The sequence below is a fragment of the Nocardiopsis sp. iso_238 genome, assembly GCF_056173325.1.
On the sequence record NZ_CM149668.1, the window covers coordinates 5,857,181 to 5,874,209 of the forward strand.

The window sequence follows — 17,029 nt, forward strand, 5'->3', positions numbered from 1 at the left end:
ACCTCAGGTAGCCGGTCCGCGCAGAGCCCCCTCCGTGCGCGCCCGAATCGGGCGAAACCACTACCTGGTTCACGTCGGGGCGCCACCTTACCGAGATATGAACGCACAGTTCAGGCGGCATGTCACTACCAGATAACGTGTTTAACCGCCATAAAACCCGTCTGCCGACCTGCGGCAAGGGATGGCGACCTCGAAAAACACGCGTATGTGATCTATGCCACTGACCATTTTATGGTGACTTGGATCACAATTCCGCGACATGCACTCAATGCGACAGAACGTGTCAGTACATAACCGTACCGTAAGCGTTTCCGCGGGACCAGAGGAGACCGTCCAGCTAGCCCTCGACGATCCGGGTCCGCGCGAAGTTCTGGTGCGAACGCGACGGTGTGGGGCCGCGCTGCCCCTGGTAACGGGAGCCGTAGGCCGCCGAACCGTACGGACGCTCAGACGGAGAGGTCAGCCTGAACATGCACAGCTGGCCGATCTTCATGCCCGGGTAGAGCTTGATCGGGAGCGTGGCCACGTTGGAGAGTTCGAGGGTGACGTGCCCGGAGAAACCGGGGTCGATGAACCCGGCCGTGGAGTGGGTCAGCAGACCCAGCCGCCCGAGGGAGCTCTTGCCCTCCAACCGGCTCGCGATGTCGTCCGGGAGGGACACCACCTCGTAGGTGGAAGCCAGCACGAACTCGCCGGGATGGAGGATGAAGGCCTCCTCCCCGTCGGTCTCGACGAGCCGGGTCAGGTCCGGCTGCTCCACGGAGGGGTCGATGTGGGGGTACTTGTGGTTCTCGAAGACCCGGAAGAACCGGTCGAGGCGGACGTCGATACTCGACGGCTGGACAAGAGAGGGGTCGAAGGGATCGATCCGGACCCGCCCGGAGTCGATTTCTGACCTGATATCGCGATCGGAGAGCAGCACGCTCCGAACCTACCGCCTGCGAGAACGGGCCGAGGGCAGCACTCGACACCCCACCGACTTGCCTACCGGGCCCAGAGTTGGGCTAGGATAGCCAGCGTTGGACAGCCCCCGAGGCAACCCGACGCGGATGTAGTTCAATGGTAGAACTTCAGCTTCCCAAGCTGATAACGCGGGTTCGATTCCCGTCATCCGCTCCAGCACGAGAACGGCCCCTGGTCGCGAGGACACCTCGCCCACCAGGGGCCGTTCTCGTTTCGGGGGCGCACAGGGCCATGCACGGCGCGCCCGGAGGCGCTCTTCCCGACGCTCGCTCCGGTCGACCGAGCGCCGAGGCCTCCTGCCAGCCCCATGACACTCGCGAACGGCAACGCTAGCGTGGCAGACGATCGCCGTGCTCCCTGGACAGTGCCGGACCCGCCTGCCCCTCAAGGCCCGCGCAGCCCAGACCGAAGAAGGGATCCTTCCCATGCTCCTACCCGCGCTCGTGGCCCACGCCTATGGAGACCTCACCTCCGGCCAGGTGCAATGGCTACACGAGACGCTTCGACTCGATGAGGGAACGCCCCGCACCGAGGGCCACGGGGCAAAGACGAGCATCGCGCACCGCACCTTCACCGACGGCACCGAACACCTCCTCCTGGAGCTCGGTCGCACCGGCGAGGACGGGTGGCTCCTCTCCTTGTACTTCCAGAAGGGAGGACGGCCCTCGACCGAGACCGTCGAAAGCCACCGGGTGCTGTTCCGCGACCTCATCGAACAGCTCGGGCTCTCGCTCCTCCAGATCGAACCGGCAGCGACCGCCGACGAGGTCGCGGTGGTTTCCTCTCAGCCCGGCAATGTGGAGGGGGGTATCGGTGTCTCCTGGGACCTTCCCTACAAGGAGCTGGACCAGGCCTGGTCCCATCTCGGCCTGCGCAAGGACGCCCCCCGGGAGGTCAAGGAGGTCAAGCTGCGCGAGTTGATGAGCTTCCCGATCTGGGCCGTCGCTCCCGAACCACTCCGCAGCCAGGCGGAGGAGTTCCTCCGCGAAGCCTGATCCGACCGCGCGTTCGACGGTCGCACCAGCCGTTCGGTCAGGTTCGGGTTCGTGTTGGGGTTCTTGCCCCCCGTCGCGGCCTGGACCTGGGAACTCCCTTGTCCAACCGGATACACAGGGATGTCAGGACGGGCACGACCGGCTGGAAACGGGTCCCTCAGGGGGGGCGAGAGCGACATCCGATCAGCAGGAGACACCGCCCCCGGTGTGAGGACACGCGGGGTTCGGGGCGCGGCCGGGGGTGCGGTGTTCTGGGAGTGTGGTCTTCGGCCTTCTTCGGGGAGAGCGTATGAGCCCAACGACAGCCCACGCCGGGTACAGCCACCTGTTCCCCGGGGCCCGGGTGTTCGTCGAGACCCCGGCCGAGGACCTTGCCCAGCTGCCGGAGTCGTTTCCCCTGGGGTTCTCCGACGGTTCCCGGTCGACCGCTCGTGTCCTGCGGGACGGGGACTCCGGGGTCCTGGTGGTGGAGGGCTACTCCACGGAGAAGGGGACCCGCCTCGACGAACGTGTGTGGGTGATCAGCGCCGTCGAGCCTGACACCGAGGGGATCGGGCTGACCCTCGGGTCCCGCCTCCCGGCCGGTTGACCTTCCGTAGCCCCTTCGGCTGCCGTGTGCGTACTTTCGTCGGAGGCCCAGGTGGTCCTCGGGGCCGATGTCCCGGAGGGTTCCGCTTCCTAGCTTGGGATGTGACGGAACACGAGCGGGAAGGGTCTGGCATGGCGGACAGCCGCAGGAGCACGACGATCGCCGGAGCACTGGGAGTGGGGGCGTTCCTGGGGGCGACCGCTCTGGCCACTCCGGCGGTGGCGGTCATCGGTGGTGTCGACGCCACCGAGGAGTACGGGTTCATGACGGCCCTGTACGACGACAACGGCCAGCACCTGTGCGGGGGCGCGCTGGTCGACGAGGAGTGGGTGCTCACCGCGGGCCACTGCACCAGCCCGGAAGAGCTCACCGCGCGGGTGGGCAGCACCGACGTGAACGCGGGCGGCAGCGAGCGCACCGTCGTCGAGGTCGTCTTCCACCCCGAGTACGAGGTGGAGGACGTCAGCGACGATCCCGACTATCCGCTCTCGCAGTACCTGTTGCGCAACGACCTCGCGCTGCTCAGGCTGGACGCTCCGGTCGAGCAGACCCCCGTCGGCATCGGGGAGGAGTCGGCCGCTCCGGGCTCCGAGGCGCGCGGTCTGGGTTGGGGGATGCTCGACGAGTTCGGTGAGGAGGGGAAGCCGGACACCCTCCAGCAGCTGGACACCGAGGTCGTCGCACCGGACCGCTGCGCGGAGATGGACCCGGAGGGCGACCTCTGTTCGGAGCACCCGACCGACGAGGCGCAGATGTGCATCTCCGACTCCGGCGGCCCCCTGGTCCGCGAGGAGGAGGGGGCCTGGGAACTCGTCGGTGTCGTCAGCCGGGACGGCGACTTCGACGAGAGCCCGCTCTGTGTGGGCCCGATGGTCTTCACCGACCCCGTGGCGCACGCGGACTGGATCACCGCCACCGTCGGCTCCGTTCGGGGCTGACACCCGGATCCGCGAGGCCCCGACCCCAGGAGGGTCGGGGCCTCGCGGTGTTCGTCCACAGCCTGTGGACAGAAGATTCGGCTGTAACAAACGGCGCACCACAGACAGAAGGAGGGTGACGGCCAACCGGAAGGAGAGCGATGAGCGGCGATGACACCGACGGCGTCGAGGGGGGTGTGTTCACCCGCCTCTTCAGAGAGCACTACCACGATGTCAGGAGGTACGCGCTGCGCCGGCTCGGTCCGGACTCGGCTGACGACGTCGCGGCGGAGACCTTCTCCGTGGCCTGGCGACGGTTCGACCGCATGCCCCGGGAGGAACTGCTCCCCTGGCTGTACGGGGTGGCCCGCAACATCACCCGCGCACGGATGCGGGAGATGCGACGGGAAGGACGACTCACCGCGCTGGACACGGATCCCGGGACCCCGGACCCGACCGGCACGGTGGTGGACCGGGAGAGCGCGCTCCTGGTGATCGGGCGGCTGAGCGACACCGACCGCGAACTCGTCATGCTGCTGGCTTGGGAGGGCCTGGAGATCCAGGAGGCCGCTCGGGCCCTCGGGTGCAGCACACCCACGGCCCGGGTCCGCCTGTACCGGGCACGCAAGAGGATCGAGCGCCTCCTCGAACACCCGCCACCGCGCCCCGCCCCGACCCCCCACGCCGTCCGTCCCGTCCTGAAGGAGAAGTCGTGAGGAACACCCACGAGGACGTGCGCGCCGTCCGGAACCTTCTGTCCGCGCACGACCCCGCCGCAGACCACCCCGGTGACCACGAGGCCATGGAGCGGGCGAGGATCGAGGTCATCGCCTCCGCGAGCCAGCCGAGACGGACCCCGCCCCTGTTGTCATGGGGGACCCTCACCCGGCCCGCGGTGATGGGAACCGCCGCCGCTGTCGCGGCCGCCGCCCTGTTGGCCCCGTTCGTGCTCCGGGACTCCGCTCCCGCCCACGCCACCCCGCCGCCAGCCCCCCTGAACGTGCCCATGACCGAACTGACCGATGCCGAGGAGCACCTGCGCGACCTGGCCGATGCCGCCGAGGCCGCGGAGGCCCCCGAGCGGAACGGCGACGTCGCCTACGTGCGCACCTCGGAATGGATCTTCACCTACGCCCAGAACGCCGACAACGGGCAGACGGGCTGGGGCATCCTGCCGGAGGAGCGCCGTGTGTGGCGGGCCCCCGACGAGTCGGGGGTGGAGGTCATCGTGACCGGGGAGGCCGAGTACCGGGGCGGTGACCGCGGGCCGCTGGACTTCCTGTCCGGCGGCGGCTCCGAGAGGTTCACCTGGGGCGACGGTGAGGGGGGCGACGGCATGTTCTTCACGTGGGAGCCGCACGCGCTGTCCACCGATCCCGAGGAGCTGGAGGAACAGCTGGTCCAGGGGGCGAGCCACGAGACGGGTGCGCGGGTGACGACCCTGTTCCTCGGGCTCCAGAGCCTGTACACCGAGGCCCCCGTGAGCCCGCAGGTCCAGGCCGCGGCCCTGCGGGCCCTGGCCGAGCACGACGGGGTCCTCTACGCGGGCGAGCACAGGGACCGGCAGGGCCGCGAGGGCGAGCTGTTCGTGATCGAGGACTCGGAGACCCAGGAGGGCGGACGGCTGGAGCACCGGATCCTGTTCGACTCCGAGACCGGGGCGCCCCTGTACTTCGAGGTGGTCACGGTGGAGTCGGAGGAGGAGATCGAAGGTGTGGAGCTCCCCATGGTGAACCAGTACGTGGTGATCTCGGAGACCGCCTGGGTCGCGGAGGTCGAGGAGCAGCCCTGACGGCGGTGGTCTGTCCACAGCCTGTGGGCAGACCACCGGACAAGTCCACAGAAACCCGATTCGCGAACCCCGTTACCCCAGGTCGGAGCAGGCGTCTGGATCGTGTCCGCATCCGGCCACAAAAGGGAAACACCCTGAAGGGCGCGGTAGTAATGGATTTCAGAGGGGCAATGCATCTCCTCTTCTGTGAATTCTCCTATTCTCCGTTTCGATGCGACGGAGAACGACAGGACCGGGGTTCTCGAATGCGGAAAACAGTCAACCAGGGAATCGTCGCCGCGCTCGTCGTCGCGGGGGTCACCGCCGGGGCCGCGAGCGCGGCCCTGGCGGGAACCCGGATCGGCGGGGGCACCTGGTACCACGGAGTCACGACCTCCTCCGTGTACTCGAACTACCACCACTCCAGCAACTGCCACGGCTCCACCGCCGTGGGCACCTACACCGACCGTTCCAGGAACGCCGCCCCCGGCCACACCTCCTACGCCAGCGCCCCCAAGGCCTGGACCAACAACCAGTCGTACTACCGCAGCGGCTGTTAGGGGAGCCGCCGTGAACACCGCTGTTCGTGCACTCGCCACCGCTCTCACCGCCGCCGTGATCGCCCTGGGCGGCGGCACCGCCGCCCTGGCCGCGCATTCCTACGTGGGCGGCGGTGAATGGCTCTGGGGAATCACCGGAATTCCCGGTTCGGGCGAGGTCTACTCGCATTACCTCCACGGCTCCGCCTGCCACGGGGCCACCGCGGTCGGAACGCGCACCGTCCGGGTGAACAGGAACGCCGGGCAGTGGGCCCGGGCCAACGCACCGCGTGCCAACGGAAACAACCAGAGCTACTGGCGCAACAACTGCTAGACCCCGGCAGGGAGTCCTCGATGCAAGCCCTCCTCCTCCGACTGTCCGTCACCGTGGTCGCCGTCGTCGTCATCGCCGCCGGAACCGCCCTCGCCCAGACCTCCCACGTCGGTGGCGGGGTGTGGGAGCGCAGCCTCACCGGGGTTCCCGGGCAGGGGTTCGTCCGGTCCCACTACCACCACCCGAAGAACTGCCACGGAGCCACCGCCGTGGGCACCCACACCGAGCGGGTCAACGCCTCGGCCGGTATCTGGGCCAGAGCCGAGGCCTCGCGGGCCATGGCCAACAACCAGCAGTACTGGCGCAACGGCTGCTGACCGCCCCGGGAGCCACGGGTTCCCCCTCCCCGACAGGACCGCCAGGTGCCCAACCGGACCCTCTCCTTCGCCTACACCGCGTGCGTCGCCTTCGCCTCGCTGCTCGCCTTCCTCCTGGCCGCCACCGCCGAGCGGACCGTGCACGTGCTCGACGACCCGGACCTGGTGTGGATCACCGAGAGCGACGGCACCCACGACACCGACGAGGTGGCGCGAACGGTGCGGGAGGTCGCGGACGCCCATGACGCCGCCATCGGCTACAGCGTCCTGGACGTCCGCACGCCGTCCTCGCTGGCCCACCTCTATCTGGCGGTCTCCGATACCGGATCCCGGTACGGCCGCTGGCTGGAGGAGGGGTATCCGTCCTTCGGCCGCTCCTTCACGGTCAGAACCCATCCCATCGAGGAGTTCGGCGAGGTGGGACCGCACGGCTACTACCTGGTGTTCGGCGCTCCGGAGGCCGCTCCCGCGCTGCGCGAGGCACTGGCCGGGCACGGCCTGTCCGAGGCGCCCGGTGTGCAGAGGACCCGGCTGTGGCACTTCCTCACCGGCGGTCATCTGTGGCACCTGGTGGCGGTCGCCGTGCTCACCACGGTCACCGCCACCGGGGCCGGGGTCCTGCTCGCCTCCCGGGACCACGCCGTCCGGCGGCTCCAGGGGCACTCCTACGGGCGGCTGCTCGCCGGGGAGCTGGGCCGGGTCCTGCGGCTGTGGGCGGTCGTCCTGCCCGTGGCGGCCGTGGCCGTGCTGGGGCTCCTCGGCCTCTACAACGGCGGGAACCAGATCGGCTTCTACTCGGTCCTGGCGCTGGCCCTCCTGGGCTCGCTCACCCTCCCCTGCCTCGTCACCCACGCGGCGGCGCTGGCCCTGGTCGGCACCACGGGTATCCTGCCCGCGCTCCGGGGACGGCTGCCCGTGCGCGGCACCATGGCCGCCGTCTACCTGGTGCGCGTCCCGGCGTTCGCGCTGACCCTCGTGCTGATCGGCTCGCTGGTCGCCACCGCACGGGAGGTCCGGGACCACCGGCTGGGTCTGGAGGTCCACGACCGGTACGGGCAGACGTCCCGGCCCGCGCTGAGCGCCAACTACGGCTGGGCGGACGAACGGGCGGTGGACGACACGCTCGGCCCGTGGCTGCGGAGGGCCGACGCGGCGGGCGACCTGGTCCTGGCGGTCCAGATGCGCCTCTCCGAGATCGTCCCGGACGGAGGCACCACGCCGGACCGCCCGGTACTCCTGGTCAACGACACCTACCTGGCCGAGGAGGAGGTCCTCGCCCCGACCGGCAAGCGGTACGGGGCCGCCGGGACCGTGCGGGTCCTCCTGCCCGAGTCCGCCTCCCGAGACACCGGGCCGCTGGTCGAAGGGGTGACGGGTTGGCTGGCGGTGAACGGGGACCCGGGCGGCCGGTTCGACGTGCGGGTCCTGCCCGCCGCCGACGGTCAGACCCTGTTCACCTACGGTGCGCAGGAACGCCTCGGCGGAGCCCTGCCCCTGCTGTACGAGCCCCTCGTCGTCGTCCTGCCCAACGAGGCAGTCCTGTCCGACAACGCCTACGTGAACCACATGTCCGCGAGACAGACGGTCTTCCCCGATCCCGGGGTGGTGGAGGCGTTCCGTGCGGGGAGCCCGGAGGCCTCCCGCTACGTCTCGATGGTCGAGACCCTGGGGACCAGCGCGCGCAGAGCCCACGCCCTCGCCGTGCACGCCCTGCACACCGAGGCGTTCAACCTGGTCGGCGCGGGCGCCGTGCTCCTGCTGACCGCCATGGCCGCCTGCGTGGTCCACGTGCGCACCCGGGCACAGGAGATCTTCGTCCGGCACATCAGCGGGTGGGGCTTCCTGGCCACGCACCGACGCCTGTTGGCCACGGAGGCCGTCCTCGCGGTCGGCTTCGTGGGCTGGGCCGTGGGGAACACCGCCGTCCGGCTGTCCGCGCCGGACGACCCCGCCCGGCCAGGTGTGCCCGTCACCGGGGCCGAACCGCTCCACGCGGCGGGGATCGCCCTGACCTCGCTCGCGCTCACCCTGGGCGTGCTCGCCCTGCTCCACCGCCGTATCGTCCGTGAGGGCGCCACCCGGGCCTGATCCCCCGCCCACGAGGAGACGCATGATCACCCTGACCGGTCTGACCCGGACCTTCGGCCGCCGCGTCCTGTGGCGGGACCTCGACCTGACCGTCGAACCCGGCCGCCTCCTCGCGCTGGTCGGTGCCAGCGGCTCGGGCAAGACCACCCTGCTCAACTGCATGGGACTGTTGGACCGGCCCAGCCGTGGACGCATCGAGTTCCGGGGGACGGACCTCACCCGGCTGGGCGCGCGCGGGCGGCGCCGCTTCCGCCGCGACCACCTCGGATACCTCTTCCAGAACTACGCCCTGATGGAGAACGCGACCGTCCGGGCCAACCTCGACGTCGCCCGCCCGTGCGGAGCCCGGCCGGACCCCGCGGCCGCGCTGGCCCGGGTGGGCCTCGCCGGACGGGAGGGAGAGCGCGTGCACCACCTGTCCGGCGGCGAACAGCAGCGCGTGGCCCTGGCCCGGCTCCTGGTCAAACGGCCCTCCCTGGTGCTCGCGGACGAACCGACCGGGGCCCTGGACGGTGACAACGGCGCGATGGTGGTGGACGTCCTGCGTGGCATGAGCCGGGAGGGCTGCGCGGTGGTCATCGCCACCCATGACGAGGCCGTCCGGGACGCCTGCGACACCGTCCACGCGCTGGAGCCGCCGAGACCGTCAGGGTCCCCGGAGTACCGGAAGGGCCGGGGCCGAGCCTCTCTCGGTGTCACGACGCGACCGCACTAACCTCGGTCCGGTGAGGAACGAGACACCGCGGACGGCGGGTGAGACGGCGGACCGGGTGACCCGGGGTGTGACCAGCGCGGTCGAGACCGTCCGGGAGGCGCTGGAGGGCGTCGACCGGATCAGACACCTGCGCGCCTTCGTCGAGGTCTGGCCGGAGTCCGCGCTGGAGTGCGCGGCCCGGGTGGACGCGGCCGTGGCCGACGGTGTCCGGCTGCCCCTGGCCGGGGTGCCCCTGGCCGTCAAGGCCTCGGAGGGAACCGGCTCCCACCAGGCCCGGCGGTTGGTCGCGGCTGGTGTGGTCCCGGTCGGGTCCACCTCCGTACCCGGCCCCGGAACCCCGTGGAAGACCTGGGGGAACACGGCCGCGGGCCCCACGCTCAACCCCTGGCGACCGGACCGGGTTCCGGGCGGCTCCTCCGCCGGGTCCGCCGTCGCGGTGGCCACCGGGGCGGTCCCGTTGGCGACCGCGAGCGACGGCGCCGGGTCCACGCGGATCCCCGCCGCCTGGTGCGGTGTGGTCGGCTACAAACCGACCACCGGGCTGCTTCCGGCCCGGGACCGGGCCGGGCTGACGGTCGGCGGGCCGATCGCGCGCACGGTCGCGGACGTCGAGTTGTACCGGAGCGCCGTGCTCGGTGGCCTTCCCGTGGCCACTCCCCGGCGCCTGCGCGTCGCGTGGTCCCCGACGCTGGGGTTCAACGACCCGGATCCGGAGGTGGTGGAGCTCGCGGAACGGGCGCTGCGGCGCTGGGCCCGGCCCCCCGCTGTGACGGTGTCGGTGCCCCGGCTCGCGCTCACCGACCCCGCTGAGGCCTGGCTCGCCCGCCGGGAACGGGGTACTCCCCCCGGTGACGCCTCCCTCCGGCGGAGGGACCTGTCCGCGCTGGACGCGGTCCTGTCCTCCGCGGACCTGATCGCCACGCCCACCACCCCGAACCGGGCCCATCCGCACGCGGGGCCGGGCGAGGTGATGAGTGTGGGGTTCACCTGGCTGTTCAACCTCACCGGGCACCCGGCCCTGAGCCTGCCCGCCGGGCTCACCGGGGACGGTCTGCCCGTGGGTCTGCACCTCGTGGCGCGGCACCACGGGGACGCGCTCCTCCTGGCCGCCGCCAGGGACGCCGAAAGCGCCCTGCCCGCCCCGCTCCCGCCGCCCCTCAGGGACGGCGGTCACATCCCGGAGATGTAGCATCTGAGGCGGATTCTCCCCCTCGTCCGCGTGTTCCCCGGCCCCCGGAGAAAGCCGTGTGGCGGGGCTGCCCCAGACACGGAAACGGACGGCATGGACACGGAAGAGACCCAGGTCATGACCAGGACGGGCCAGTTCACCACCACGGTGAGCTGGGAGACCGCCGTCAGGGGTCGGGTGGCCGCCGCCGTCGACCGGTTCGCCGGTCCCCTGGCCGACCTCGCGGAGCGCGACGCCAACGACGGCGACACCCGTCTGCTGGTCGCCGACTTCTTCAGCGTCGGCCTGAACTTCAGCAAGTACCAGGACCTGACCACGGAGTACCGCACCAGCGGGGACTCGATCGACTACGCGATCGTCCTCGACGGTGAGCTCTTCGCCCCGGTCGAGGTGCGCCGGATCGGCCAGGACCTGGACCTGCGCAACATCCAGATGGCGCGGCGCCTGGCCGTCGAGCGGGGTGTGGACTGGGTGTTCCTCACCAACGGCCGGGTCTGGCGGGTCTACCACCTGCGCCCCGACTCCGAGGGCGGCGCCCCGCAGCCGGTGGCCGTCGTGGACGTGGACCTGCTGGACCAGGACGCCCACGACCGCAACGTCGACGGTCTGTTCCTCCTCACCCGTGAGTCCGTCGAACACGGCCGGTTGGAGGCGATGCGCCGCTGGCGTGAGACGGCCGAGGCCGCACCGCTGTCCGGTGCCCTGATCACCGACGAGGTGGTGGCGGCGGTGCGCGAACGGTTGCGGGAGAGCGCCGAGCACCCCGGCCATGTCGGTGAGGACGACGAGATCCGCCGTGTCCTGACCGAGGAGGTCATCACGCGCGGCCTGCTCGGCTAGGCCGTGTTTTTTTGGATGCTTTCGCCGGTGGCGGCGGAGCCGCCATCGATGCGAGCGGCCGTCCAGGCAATCTCTCGCAAGACGATGAGTGAAGGTCAGCCCGGGTTTGGCTGTCCGAGCTTCATCGGCGCGGCGAGAGGCAGCCTGGTGGTCGCGAGCGCGGAATGATCCAAAAAACACGGCCTAGGCCCGGAGCGCCCGGTCACTCCAGCGGGACGGTCATGATCCGGTCGTCGTCATCGGCGGGGGAACCCCAGGTGTCGAGGTTGCTGGTGCTCAGCCACAGGGCGTCCCCGTCAGGGGCGGCGACCACCGTGCGCAGGCGGCCGAACTCGTCGACGAAGTGCGGTTCCGGCTCACCCACGGTGCCGTCGCCGTTCAGGGGGATCTCCCAGAGCCGGGCTCCGCGCAGCGCCGCCACGTACAGGGAGTCCCCGACGATCGCCGCGCCGCTCGGTGAGGCCTCGGCGGGCTCCCAGGTGACCAGCGGGTCCGTGAACCCGTCACCGCCGCCGGGCCCCTCCACCTCGGGCCAGCCGTAGTTGTTCCCGGGTTCGATCAGGTTGACCTCGTCCAGGGTGTCCTGGCCGAACTCGGTCGCGTACAGGTTGTCCTCGTCGTCCCAGGCCAGGCCCTGTACGTTGCGGTGGCCGTAGCTGTACACGTGGTTGTCGAAGGGGTTGTCCGGGGCGGGTTCACCGAGGGTGGTGATCCGCAGGATCTTCCCGGCCAGGGAGTCGGTGTCCTGCGAGGCGTCCCCCTCCTGGGCGTCACCGGTGGCCACGTACAGGTGGCCGTCGGGCCCGAAGGCGATCCGGCCGCCGTTGTGGGTGTTCGCGGCGGGGATCCCGTCCAGGATCACCTCGGAGTCCCCGAGGGAGCCGCCGTCGTACTCCAGCCGGACCACCCTGTTGTCCGTGTCGGTCGTGTGGTGGACGTACACGTGGGGCTGCTCGGGGAAGTCGGGGTCGACGGCGAGGCCGAGCAGGCCGCCCTCGCCCCCGTGGCGGACGCCCTCGACGGTCCCCGCGTCCGTGACGCGCCCGTCCGGGGTCACGTGCGCGACGGCGGCGGAGTCCCGCTGGGCCACCAGGGCGGAGCCGTCGGGCAGGAAGTCGATCCCCCACGGCACGTCGAGGTCGGTGGCCAGGTCCTCGGGCTGACCGAGGTCGGCACCGCCGGCCGACCCCTCGGGCCGCCCGTCCGTCCCCGACCCGCCGGCCTCGGTCGTGGAACAGGAACCCACGAGGAGGACGGCCCCCAGGAGGGACAGGGTTCGGGTGAGCGGGAGGGGCCGACGGGCCCCCGTGTGTGTCCGTTCCATGTCGGAACCCTGCCCGTTCGGCGCGCGCGTACGCCCTCCGGGCCGGGATCAGCGGCCGTCGCGGCGTTCGGAGTTCTCCTGCCCCTGGTGGATCTCCTCGAAGATCCGCTCGACGTCGGTGATCAGGGCGCTGTAGACCGGCCAGTTCCGGTCGTCCCAGCGCTCGCGCAGAGCGTCGCGTTCCTCGTCCACCAGGCGCAGCGCGTCCTCGACCCTCTCCCGGAGGCCGGCGGAGGCGGCCATGTTCCCGGTCTCCTCAGAGTCGTGCACCGCCTGGAAGACGTCCGAGGCCCGGGACACCAGCGGCGCGAACTCCCTCAGGAAGGCGTCGTCGGGTTCCGGGAAGCGGCTGGCGCGTCGCGTGGTGGTGCGCAGGGTGCGGACGAGGGACTGCACGTGCCGGGAGGCCCGGCTCAGCGCGGAGATCCACTCCCCGTAGGTGTCCAGGTCGCGGGGGTCGGTGCGGGTGCCGGAGACCAGCCGCCGGGGGTTGAGCCGGGTCCGGTCCTCCTGGCGTCGGACCGCCTCCTGGGCGTTGCGGACGGACCCGTCGAGCCCGTCCGAGGCTCGCACCCAGTGGTCCAGGTCCAGGCCCGCGCAGCCCTCGCGCAGCCCCTCGGCCATCTCCCCGGTCAGGGAGCGGAGGCCGTCCGCGAGGTCCCGTACCGCGTTCTCCGCGTCCCGGAACCGGATGGCCGGGGCGAGGAGCGTGTTGGTGACCAGGGCCGAGGCGGCGCCGACCAGGACCATCAGCAGGAGGTACCCGAGGTCCATGGCGCTCTCGGCGGTGCCGCCCGCGAGCGCGAAGGCGGCGACCACCGGCAGCTGCACGCCCTGACTGCCGAAGAACCCGGCCTGCCCCGCGACCAGGGCGATCAGGAGCAGCAGGGTGAACGACCACAGCTGGGCGCCGACCGTCAGTCCGGCCAGCCCGGCGAGCAGGGCCCCCGCGAAGACCGCCGCCATGTAGCGGCCCGACTGGAGGACGGAACCGTACACGCTCGGACGGACCACGAGGAGGGCGGTGAAGGGGGCGAACCCGACCTGGCTGGAGGCTCCGAGCTGGGTGCCGACGACCCAGGCGAGGGTGGCCGCGATGGTGCACTTGAGGATGACGACGGCGGTCTCACGCTCGAACCCGCGCCGTTGTCGGGCACGCCTGACCCTGTCGCGCAGCCCCTGGAACATCCTCGTCTCCGTTCTCCTGTGAGCACATACCGTAACCGTCGTTCCCCTTGGGAGCGTCGGTTATCGGTTCGCGTCGGAGGAGCGGATCGTCCGCCCGGGGGACAGGAAGATCCCCGGTGGCAGGGGGACGGCCACCGGGGCGGTGTGGAGACGGGGGGTAGCTGCCGGAATGGTGCCGTCCTCACCACTCCGGCAGCCCGACCACTCCTCTCCGCACAGGGGGAGGGCACCGGAGGAGAGGGCGCTGACGTGCGGAGCGAGAGGTTGGGCGTGATGCCCAGGAGAAGTCTGTCGCCTACGGTGACCGTCGGACCACCGATCAATCGGTAATTCAGGACAAAAAGGGTCACAAAGCGGATTCGAAGACACCGTTCAGGCGCTCCATGTCCACGATCACCACGCGCCGGTAGCTGGTGATCAGGATGCCCTCGGAGCGGAAGCGCCGGATCGCGTTGCCCACCGCGTCCGTGCGCGCTCCGACGAGTTTGCCCAGGTCCGTGTGGGAGAGCCGCACCCCCAGATGGACGCCCTCGTCCGTGGGCACACCGTGGCGCCGCGCCATGTCGACCAGGATGCGCGCCACCCGGGCCTCCACCTCGTAGCCCGCGAACTCGGCCCGCTGGCGGTCCGCGCACTCCTGACGCTCCCCCATCACGGCGAGCATCGCCCGCCACGCGTCGGGGTGCTCCTCCAGGAACACCTCGAAGACCTGGTGCGGGTAGATCCGGATCGTGTGCGGGGCGCACGAGGTGACCGTGGCGCTGGGCCGTGCGTCCCGGAACATGCCCAGCTCGCCCACGAGGTCGCCCCACCTGCGGATGCCGAACATCGCCTCGGTGCCGTTGCGCAGCACCGACGTGATCTTGACGCACGCGGGGTCCGCCGGGGTGCCGTTCTCCGGCGGGCTCAGGAGCATGACCTGTTCCTCGGCGTCGCCCTGGGCGATGAGGACCCGGTTGGCGGGGATGTGCCGTGGCGGCGCGAGCGTCAGGAGACGGTCCACGGCCCGGGGACCGAGCCTGGACATGAAGCTGCCCGGCGGCCAGTCGGTCATGCGTCGTCCTCCGATCATCCCCACAACGATGCCCAGGTGGTACCCAGTTCCGCCGGAGAAGCACGAAATCGGAGGATCTTGTTTTCCGGCCGTGCCCGAGTTCGGGCCGCCGCGGGCCGGGGCCCGGGCGCGCCACGGCGCCGGGCCCCGGGACCACCTAGGACCCGACAGTGACCCGTGGGCGCGGTGCCCGGGTCAGGGCGAGGACCGCGACCACCACCAGCAGCGCGAACCCGCCCAGCGCCAGCGCGACGCCGTGCAGGGCCCCGGTGAAGGCGGCACCGACCAGCTCACCGCCGGTGAGGACCGCCAGGGCCGCGCCGACGATCGCGATGGAGACGGTCTCCAGGCTGAGCCGGGTCGCGTTGAACACCCCGGCCGCGGTGCCCACCCGCTCCGGCGGGACGGCGCCCAGCCCCAGACCGTCGATCATCCCTCCGGTGAGGCCCACACCCGTTCCGACCAGTAGGAACGGCAGCAGAACCGTCCACGGGGTGGAGTCGGGGCCCAGCGTGGTGAAGCCGAGGACACCCGCCCCCAGCAGGAGGAGAGCGCCGACGACCACCGCCGTGGGCGGGAACCGGTTGGCCAGTTCGGCGCCCACGGTGGGCAGCACCAGGGTGGGGACGGTGAGGAGCAGCAGCCACAACCCCGCCGTGCCCGCACCGAGGCCGACCACGTTGATCAGGTAGGACGGCAGGTACACCAGCAACGGCACCAGCACCGACATGAAGGTCGCGGCGGCCAGCGCGTAGGCCACGAACCGGCGGTTGGCGAGCAGGCCGAGGTCGACCAGGGGTTCCTCCCGGCGGCGCTCCACCACGGTGAAGAGGCCGAACAGGGCCGCCGAGACGGCGAGGAACCCGGCCAGCACCGGCACACCTCGGCCGGGGCCCTCGACCAGGCCGCCGATCAGGGTCAGCAGGGCGGCGGTGAACAGGGCTCCGCCGAGCCAGTCCACGGGTCGCCCGTCGCCGCGCATCGCGGGGACCCGCGTCACCAGCAGCAGGACCGCACCGGCCACCAGGGCGGGCCCGGCGAAGGCGAACCGCCAGCCCAGGTTCTCGACCAGCAGTCCGGCCACGGCGGGGCCGAAGGCGGTTCCGGCGCCCAGCACGGTCCCGAGCAGCCCGAAGGCCCTCGCACGCGCCGGTCCCTCGAAGGCCAGGGCGAGCATGGAGCCGCCTCCGGCCACGGCGGCGGCCGCGCCCACGCCGCCCAGGGCGCGCAGGGCCACCAGCGCCCCGATGTCCTGGACGAGCAGGCTCAGCAGACCGCTCGCGAAGAACAGGACCACGCCGAAGGCGTAGACCCGGCGGCGTCCGACCGCGTCCGCGATCGACCCGGCGCTGACGAGGAAGGCGGCGAAACAGGCGTTGTAGGAGTTGACCACCCACTGCGCGGAGGTGAGCCCCACGCCCAGGTCGCTTTGGATGTCGGGCAGCGCGACCGAGGCCCCGGTCAGGGCCAGCGGGAGGAGGAGGGTGGAGAGCAGGACGGTGACGAGCACGATGGTGCCGCCGCCTCTGCCTGTGGACAGGGAAGTGTTCACGGGTACGTCCGGTGTGGAGAGATGGACACCGGGCAGCCCGAGGGACCGCACCGGCATGGAAGCTGATGCGGCGGTCGGAACTGTGAGGGATCAGGCCGCCGCTAGAGGGCGGCCAGCTCTTTCGCGAGCGGCATGGTCGCAGGCTAACCCGAACCGCTCCCCCGGGGCCAGTGATATTCCCTGGGCGTGCGGGGGTCCGCGGTCTAGGGTGGGTCGATGACCACCATCAGAGAGTTCCAAGTCACCTTCGACTGCGCGAATCCCGAGCGCGTGGCACGGTTCTGGTGCGAGGTGCTGGGGTACGTCGTGCCACCGCCCCCGGAGGGGTTCGCCGACTGGGACGAGTTCAACCGCGCGCTCCCGCCCGAGCAGCAGGATTCCGCGTTCGCCTGCGTCGATCCCTCGGGCAAGGGTCCCCGCCTGTTCTTCCAGCGCGTCCCCGAGGGCAAGACCGTCAAGAACCGGGTGCACCTCGACGTGCGTGTCGGTACCGGTCTCGTCGGGGACGAACGCCTCTCCACGCTCCAGGCCGAGCGCGAGCGGCTGGAGGCGCTCGGCGCCGAGTGCGTCCGCGTCATGCGCGCCGACGGGTTCAACGAGTCCTGCATCGTGATGCGGGACATCGAGGGCAACGAGTTCTGCCTGGACTGAGTG

18 protein-coding genes and 1 tRNA gene are annotated in these 17,029 nt (G+C 71.1%); 14 read left to right on the plus strand and 5 right to left on the minus strand.

Annotated elements, in window-relative coordinates; translation table 11 throughout:
• Nucleotides 1-337: 337 nt before the first annotated feature.
• The gene (dcd, locus tag AC0VYL_RS26440) at nucleotides 338-922 is read right to left on the minus strand and encodes a dCTP deaminase (protein ID WP_475456988.1); all 585 of its coding nucleotides are present in this window, start codon (nucleotides 920-922) and stop codon (nucleotides 338-340) included.
• Nucleotides 923-1,045: 123 nt separating this feature from the next.
• Between dcd and AC0VYL_RS26445 the strand changes: the two genes are divergently transcribed.
• The 13 genes from AC0VYL_RS26445 (at nucleotide 1,046) to AC0VYL_RS26505 (ending at nucleotide 11,257) form a co-directional block, all read left to right on the plus strand.
• Nucleotides 1,046-1,119, plus strand: a tRNA-Gly gene (locus tag AC0VYL_RS26445).
• Nucleotides 1,120-1,388: 269 nt separating this feature from the next.
• Entirely contained in the window at nucleotides 1,389-1,958 is a 570-nt protein-coding gene (locus AC0VYL_RS26450) for a hypothetical protein (protein WP_475481776.1), read from the plus strand.
• Nucleotides 1,959-2,247: 289 nt separating this feature from the next.
• Nucleotides 2,248-2,547: a hypothetical protein gene (locus tag AC0VYL_RS26455; RefSeq protein WP_475456996.1), complete on the plus strand. Its 300-nt coding sequence runs from the start codon at nucleotides 2,248-2,250 to the stop codon at nucleotides 2,545-2,547.
• A 131-nt stretch (nucleotides 2,548-2,678) separates the two neighbouring features.
• Nucleotides 2,679-3,485 (plus strand): S1 family peptidase, encoded by an 807-nt coding sequence (locus AC0VYL_RS26460; RefSeq protein ID WP_475456998.1) that lies wholly within the window; start codon nucleotides 2,679-2,681, stop codon nucleotides 3,483-3,485.
• A gap of 140 nt (nucleotides 3,486-3,625) precedes the next feature.
• Complete coding sequence (locus AC0VYL_RS26465; protein WP_475481777.1) at nucleotides 3,626-4,180, plus strand: RNA polymerase sigma factor; 555 nt, start codon at nucleotides 3,626-3,628, stop codon at nucleotides 4,178-4,180.
• Entirely contained in the window at nucleotides 4,177-5,256 is a 1,080-nt protein-coding gene (locus AC0VYL_RS26470; protein WP_475481778.1) for a CU044_5270 family protein, read from the plus strand. The genes AC0VYL_RS26465 and AC0VYL_RS26470 overlap by 4 nt, the downstream gene beginning before the upstream one ends.
• Nucleotides 5,257-5,501: 245 nt before the next feature.
• On the plus strand, nucleotides 5,502-5,795 hold the full coding sequence (locus AC0VYL_RS26475) for a lactococcin 972 family bacteriocin (protein ID WP_475481779.1): 294 nt from the start codon (nucleotides 5,502-5,504) through the stop codon (nucleotides 5,793-5,795).
• Nucleotides 5,796-5,805: 10 nt separating this feature from the next.
• Nucleotides 5,806-6,108 carry a lactococcin 972 family bacteriocin gene (locus AC0VYL_RS26480; protein ID WP_475481780.1) on the plus strand — a complete coding sequence of 101 codons (303 nt, stop codon included), beginning with the start codon at nucleotides 5,806-5,808 and terminating at the stop codon, nucleotides 6,106-6,108.
• 20 nt (nucleotides 6,109-6,128) lie between these two features.
• On the plus strand, nucleotides 6,129-6,425 hold the full coding sequence (locus AC0VYL_RS26485; protein WP_475481781.1) for a lactococcin 972 family bacteriocin: 297 nt from the start codon (nucleotides 6,129-6,131) through the stop codon (nucleotides 6,423-6,425).
• A 45-nt stretch (nucleotides 6,426-6,470) separates the two neighbouring features.
• Nucleotides 6,471-8,513, plus strand: coding sequence for a bacteriocin-associated integral membrane family protein (locus tag AC0VYL_RS26490; protein ID WP_475481782.1), 2,043 nt, complete (start codon nucleotides 6,471-6,473; stop codon nucleotides 8,511-8,513).
• Nucleotides 8,514-8,535: 22 nt separating this feature from the next.
• Nucleotides 8,536-9,228: an ABC transporter ATP-binding protein gene (locus AC0VYL_RS26495; RefSeq protein ID WP_475481783.1), complete on the plus strand. Its 693-nt coding sequence runs from the start codon at nucleotides 8,536-8,538 to the stop codon at nucleotides 9,226-9,228.
• Nucleotides 9,229-9,238: 10 nt separating this feature from the next.
• Nucleotides 9,239-10,417 (plus strand): amidase, encoded by a 1,179-nt coding sequence (locus AC0VYL_RS26500; protein WP_475481784.1) that lies wholly within the window; start codon nucleotides 9,239-9,241, stop codon nucleotides 10,415-10,417.
• A 93-nt stretch (nucleotides 10,418-10,510) separates the two neighbouring features.
• Nucleotides 10,511-11,257, plus strand: a complete 747-nt coding sequence (locus AC0VYL_RS26505) for a hypothetical protein (RefSeq protein WP_475457016.1) — start codon at nucleotides 10,511-10,513, stop codon at nucleotides 11,255-11,257.
• A 202-nt stretch (nucleotides 11,258-11,459) separates the two neighbouring features.
• On the opposite strand, the gene AC0VYL_RS26510 is transcribed toward AC0VYL_RS26505, so the two are convergent.
• The 4 genes from AC0VYL_RS26510 to AC0VYL_RS26525 form a co-directional block, all read right to left on the minus strand.
• Nucleotides 11,460-12,581 (minus strand): PQQ-dependent sugar dehydrogenase, encoded by a 1,122-nt coding sequence (locus AC0VYL_RS26510; RefSeq protein ID WP_475481785.1) that lies wholly within the window; start codon nucleotides 12,579-12,581, stop codon nucleotides 11,460-11,462.
• Between the two features lie 48 nt (nucleotides 12,582-12,629).
• On the minus strand, nucleotides 12,630-13,769 hold the full coding sequence (locus tag AC0VYL_RS26515; protein ID WP_475481786.1) for an FUSC family protein: 1,140 nt from the start codon (nucleotides 13,767-13,769) through the stop codon (nucleotides 12,630-12,632).
• Nucleotides 13,770-14,115: 346 nt separating this feature from the next.
• Nucleotides 14,116-14,823 carry a Crp/Fnr family transcriptional regulator gene (locus AC0VYL_RS26520; protein WP_475481787.1) on the minus strand — a complete coding sequence of 236 codons (708 nt, stop codon included), beginning with the start codon at nucleotides 14,821-14,823 and terminating at the stop codon, nucleotides 14,116-14,118.
• A 157-nt stretch (nucleotides 14,824-14,980) separates the two neighbouring features.
• A complete protein-coding gene (locus AC0VYL_RS26525) occupies nucleotides 14,981-16,333 on the minus strand; it encodes an MFS transporter (RefSeq protein ID WP_475483581.1) in 1,353 nt (450 codons plus the stop codon).
• Nucleotides 16,334-16,591: 258 nt separating this feature from the next.
• Between AC0VYL_RS26525 and AC0VYL_RS26530 the strand changes: the two genes are divergently transcribed.
• A complete protein-coding gene (locus AC0VYL_RS26530; protein WP_475481788.1) occupies nucleotides 16,592-17,026 on the plus strand; it encodes a VOC family protein in 435 nt (144 codons plus the stop codon).
• Nucleotides 17,027-17,029 lie beyond the last annotated feature (3 nt).

What these genes read in the sequence shown, in the direction of transcription:
- AC0VYL_RS26450 (WP_475481776.1), top strand. Translation starts at nt 1,389, where the DNA reads ATGCTCCTACCCGCGCTCGTGGCCCACGCCTATGGAGACCTCACCTCC.
- AC0VYL_RS26455 (WP_475456996.1), top strand. Translation starts at nt 2,248, where the DNA reads ATGAGCCCAACGACAGCCCACGCCGGGTACAGCCACCTGTTCCCCGGG.
- AC0VYL_RS26460 (WP_475456998.1), top strand. Translation starts at nt 2,679, where the DNA reads ATGGCGGACAGCCGCAGGAGCACGACGATCGCCGGAGCACTGGGAGTG.
- AC0VYL_RS26465 (WP_475481777.1), top strand. Translation starts at nt 3,626, where the DNA reads ATGAGCGGCGATGACACCGACGGCGTCGAGGGGGGTGTGTTCACCCGC.
- AC0VYL_RS26475 (WP_475481779.1), top strand. Translation starts at nt 5,502, where the DNA reads ATGCGGAAAACAGTCAACCAGGGAATCGTCGCCGCGCTCGTCGTCGCG.
- AC0VYL_RS26485 (WP_475481781.1), top strand. Translation starts at nt 6,129, where the DNA reads ATGCAAGCCCTCCTCCTCCGACTGTCCGTCACCGTGGTCGCCGTCGTC.
- AC0VYL_RS26495 (WP_475481783.1), top strand. Translation starts at nt 8,536, where the DNA reads ATGATCACCCTGACCGGTCTGACCCGGACCTTCGGCCGCCGCGTCCTG.
- AC0VYL_RS26505 (WP_475457016.1), top strand. Translation starts at nt 10,511, where the DNA reads ATGGACACGGAAGAGACCCAGGTCATGACCAGGACGGGCCAGTTCACC.
- AC0VYL_RS26510 (WP_475481785.1), bottom strand. Translation starts at nt 12,581, where the DNA reads ATGGAACGGACACACACGGGGGCCCGTCGGCCCCTCCCGCTCACCCGA.
- AC0VYL_RS26515 (WP_475481786.1), bottom strand. Translation starts at nt 13,769, where the DNA reads ATGTTCCAGGGGCTGCGCGACAGGGTCAGGCGTGCCCGACAACGGCGC.
- AC0VYL_RS26520 (WP_475481787.1), bottom strand. Translation starts at nt 14,823, where the DNA reads ATGACCGACTGGCCGCCGGGCAGCTTCATGTCCAGGCTCGGTCCCCGG.
- AC0VYL_RS26530 (WP_475481788.1), top strand. Translation starts at nt 16,592, where the DNA reads ATGACCACCATCAGAGAGTTCCAAGTCACCTTCGACTGCGCGAATCCC.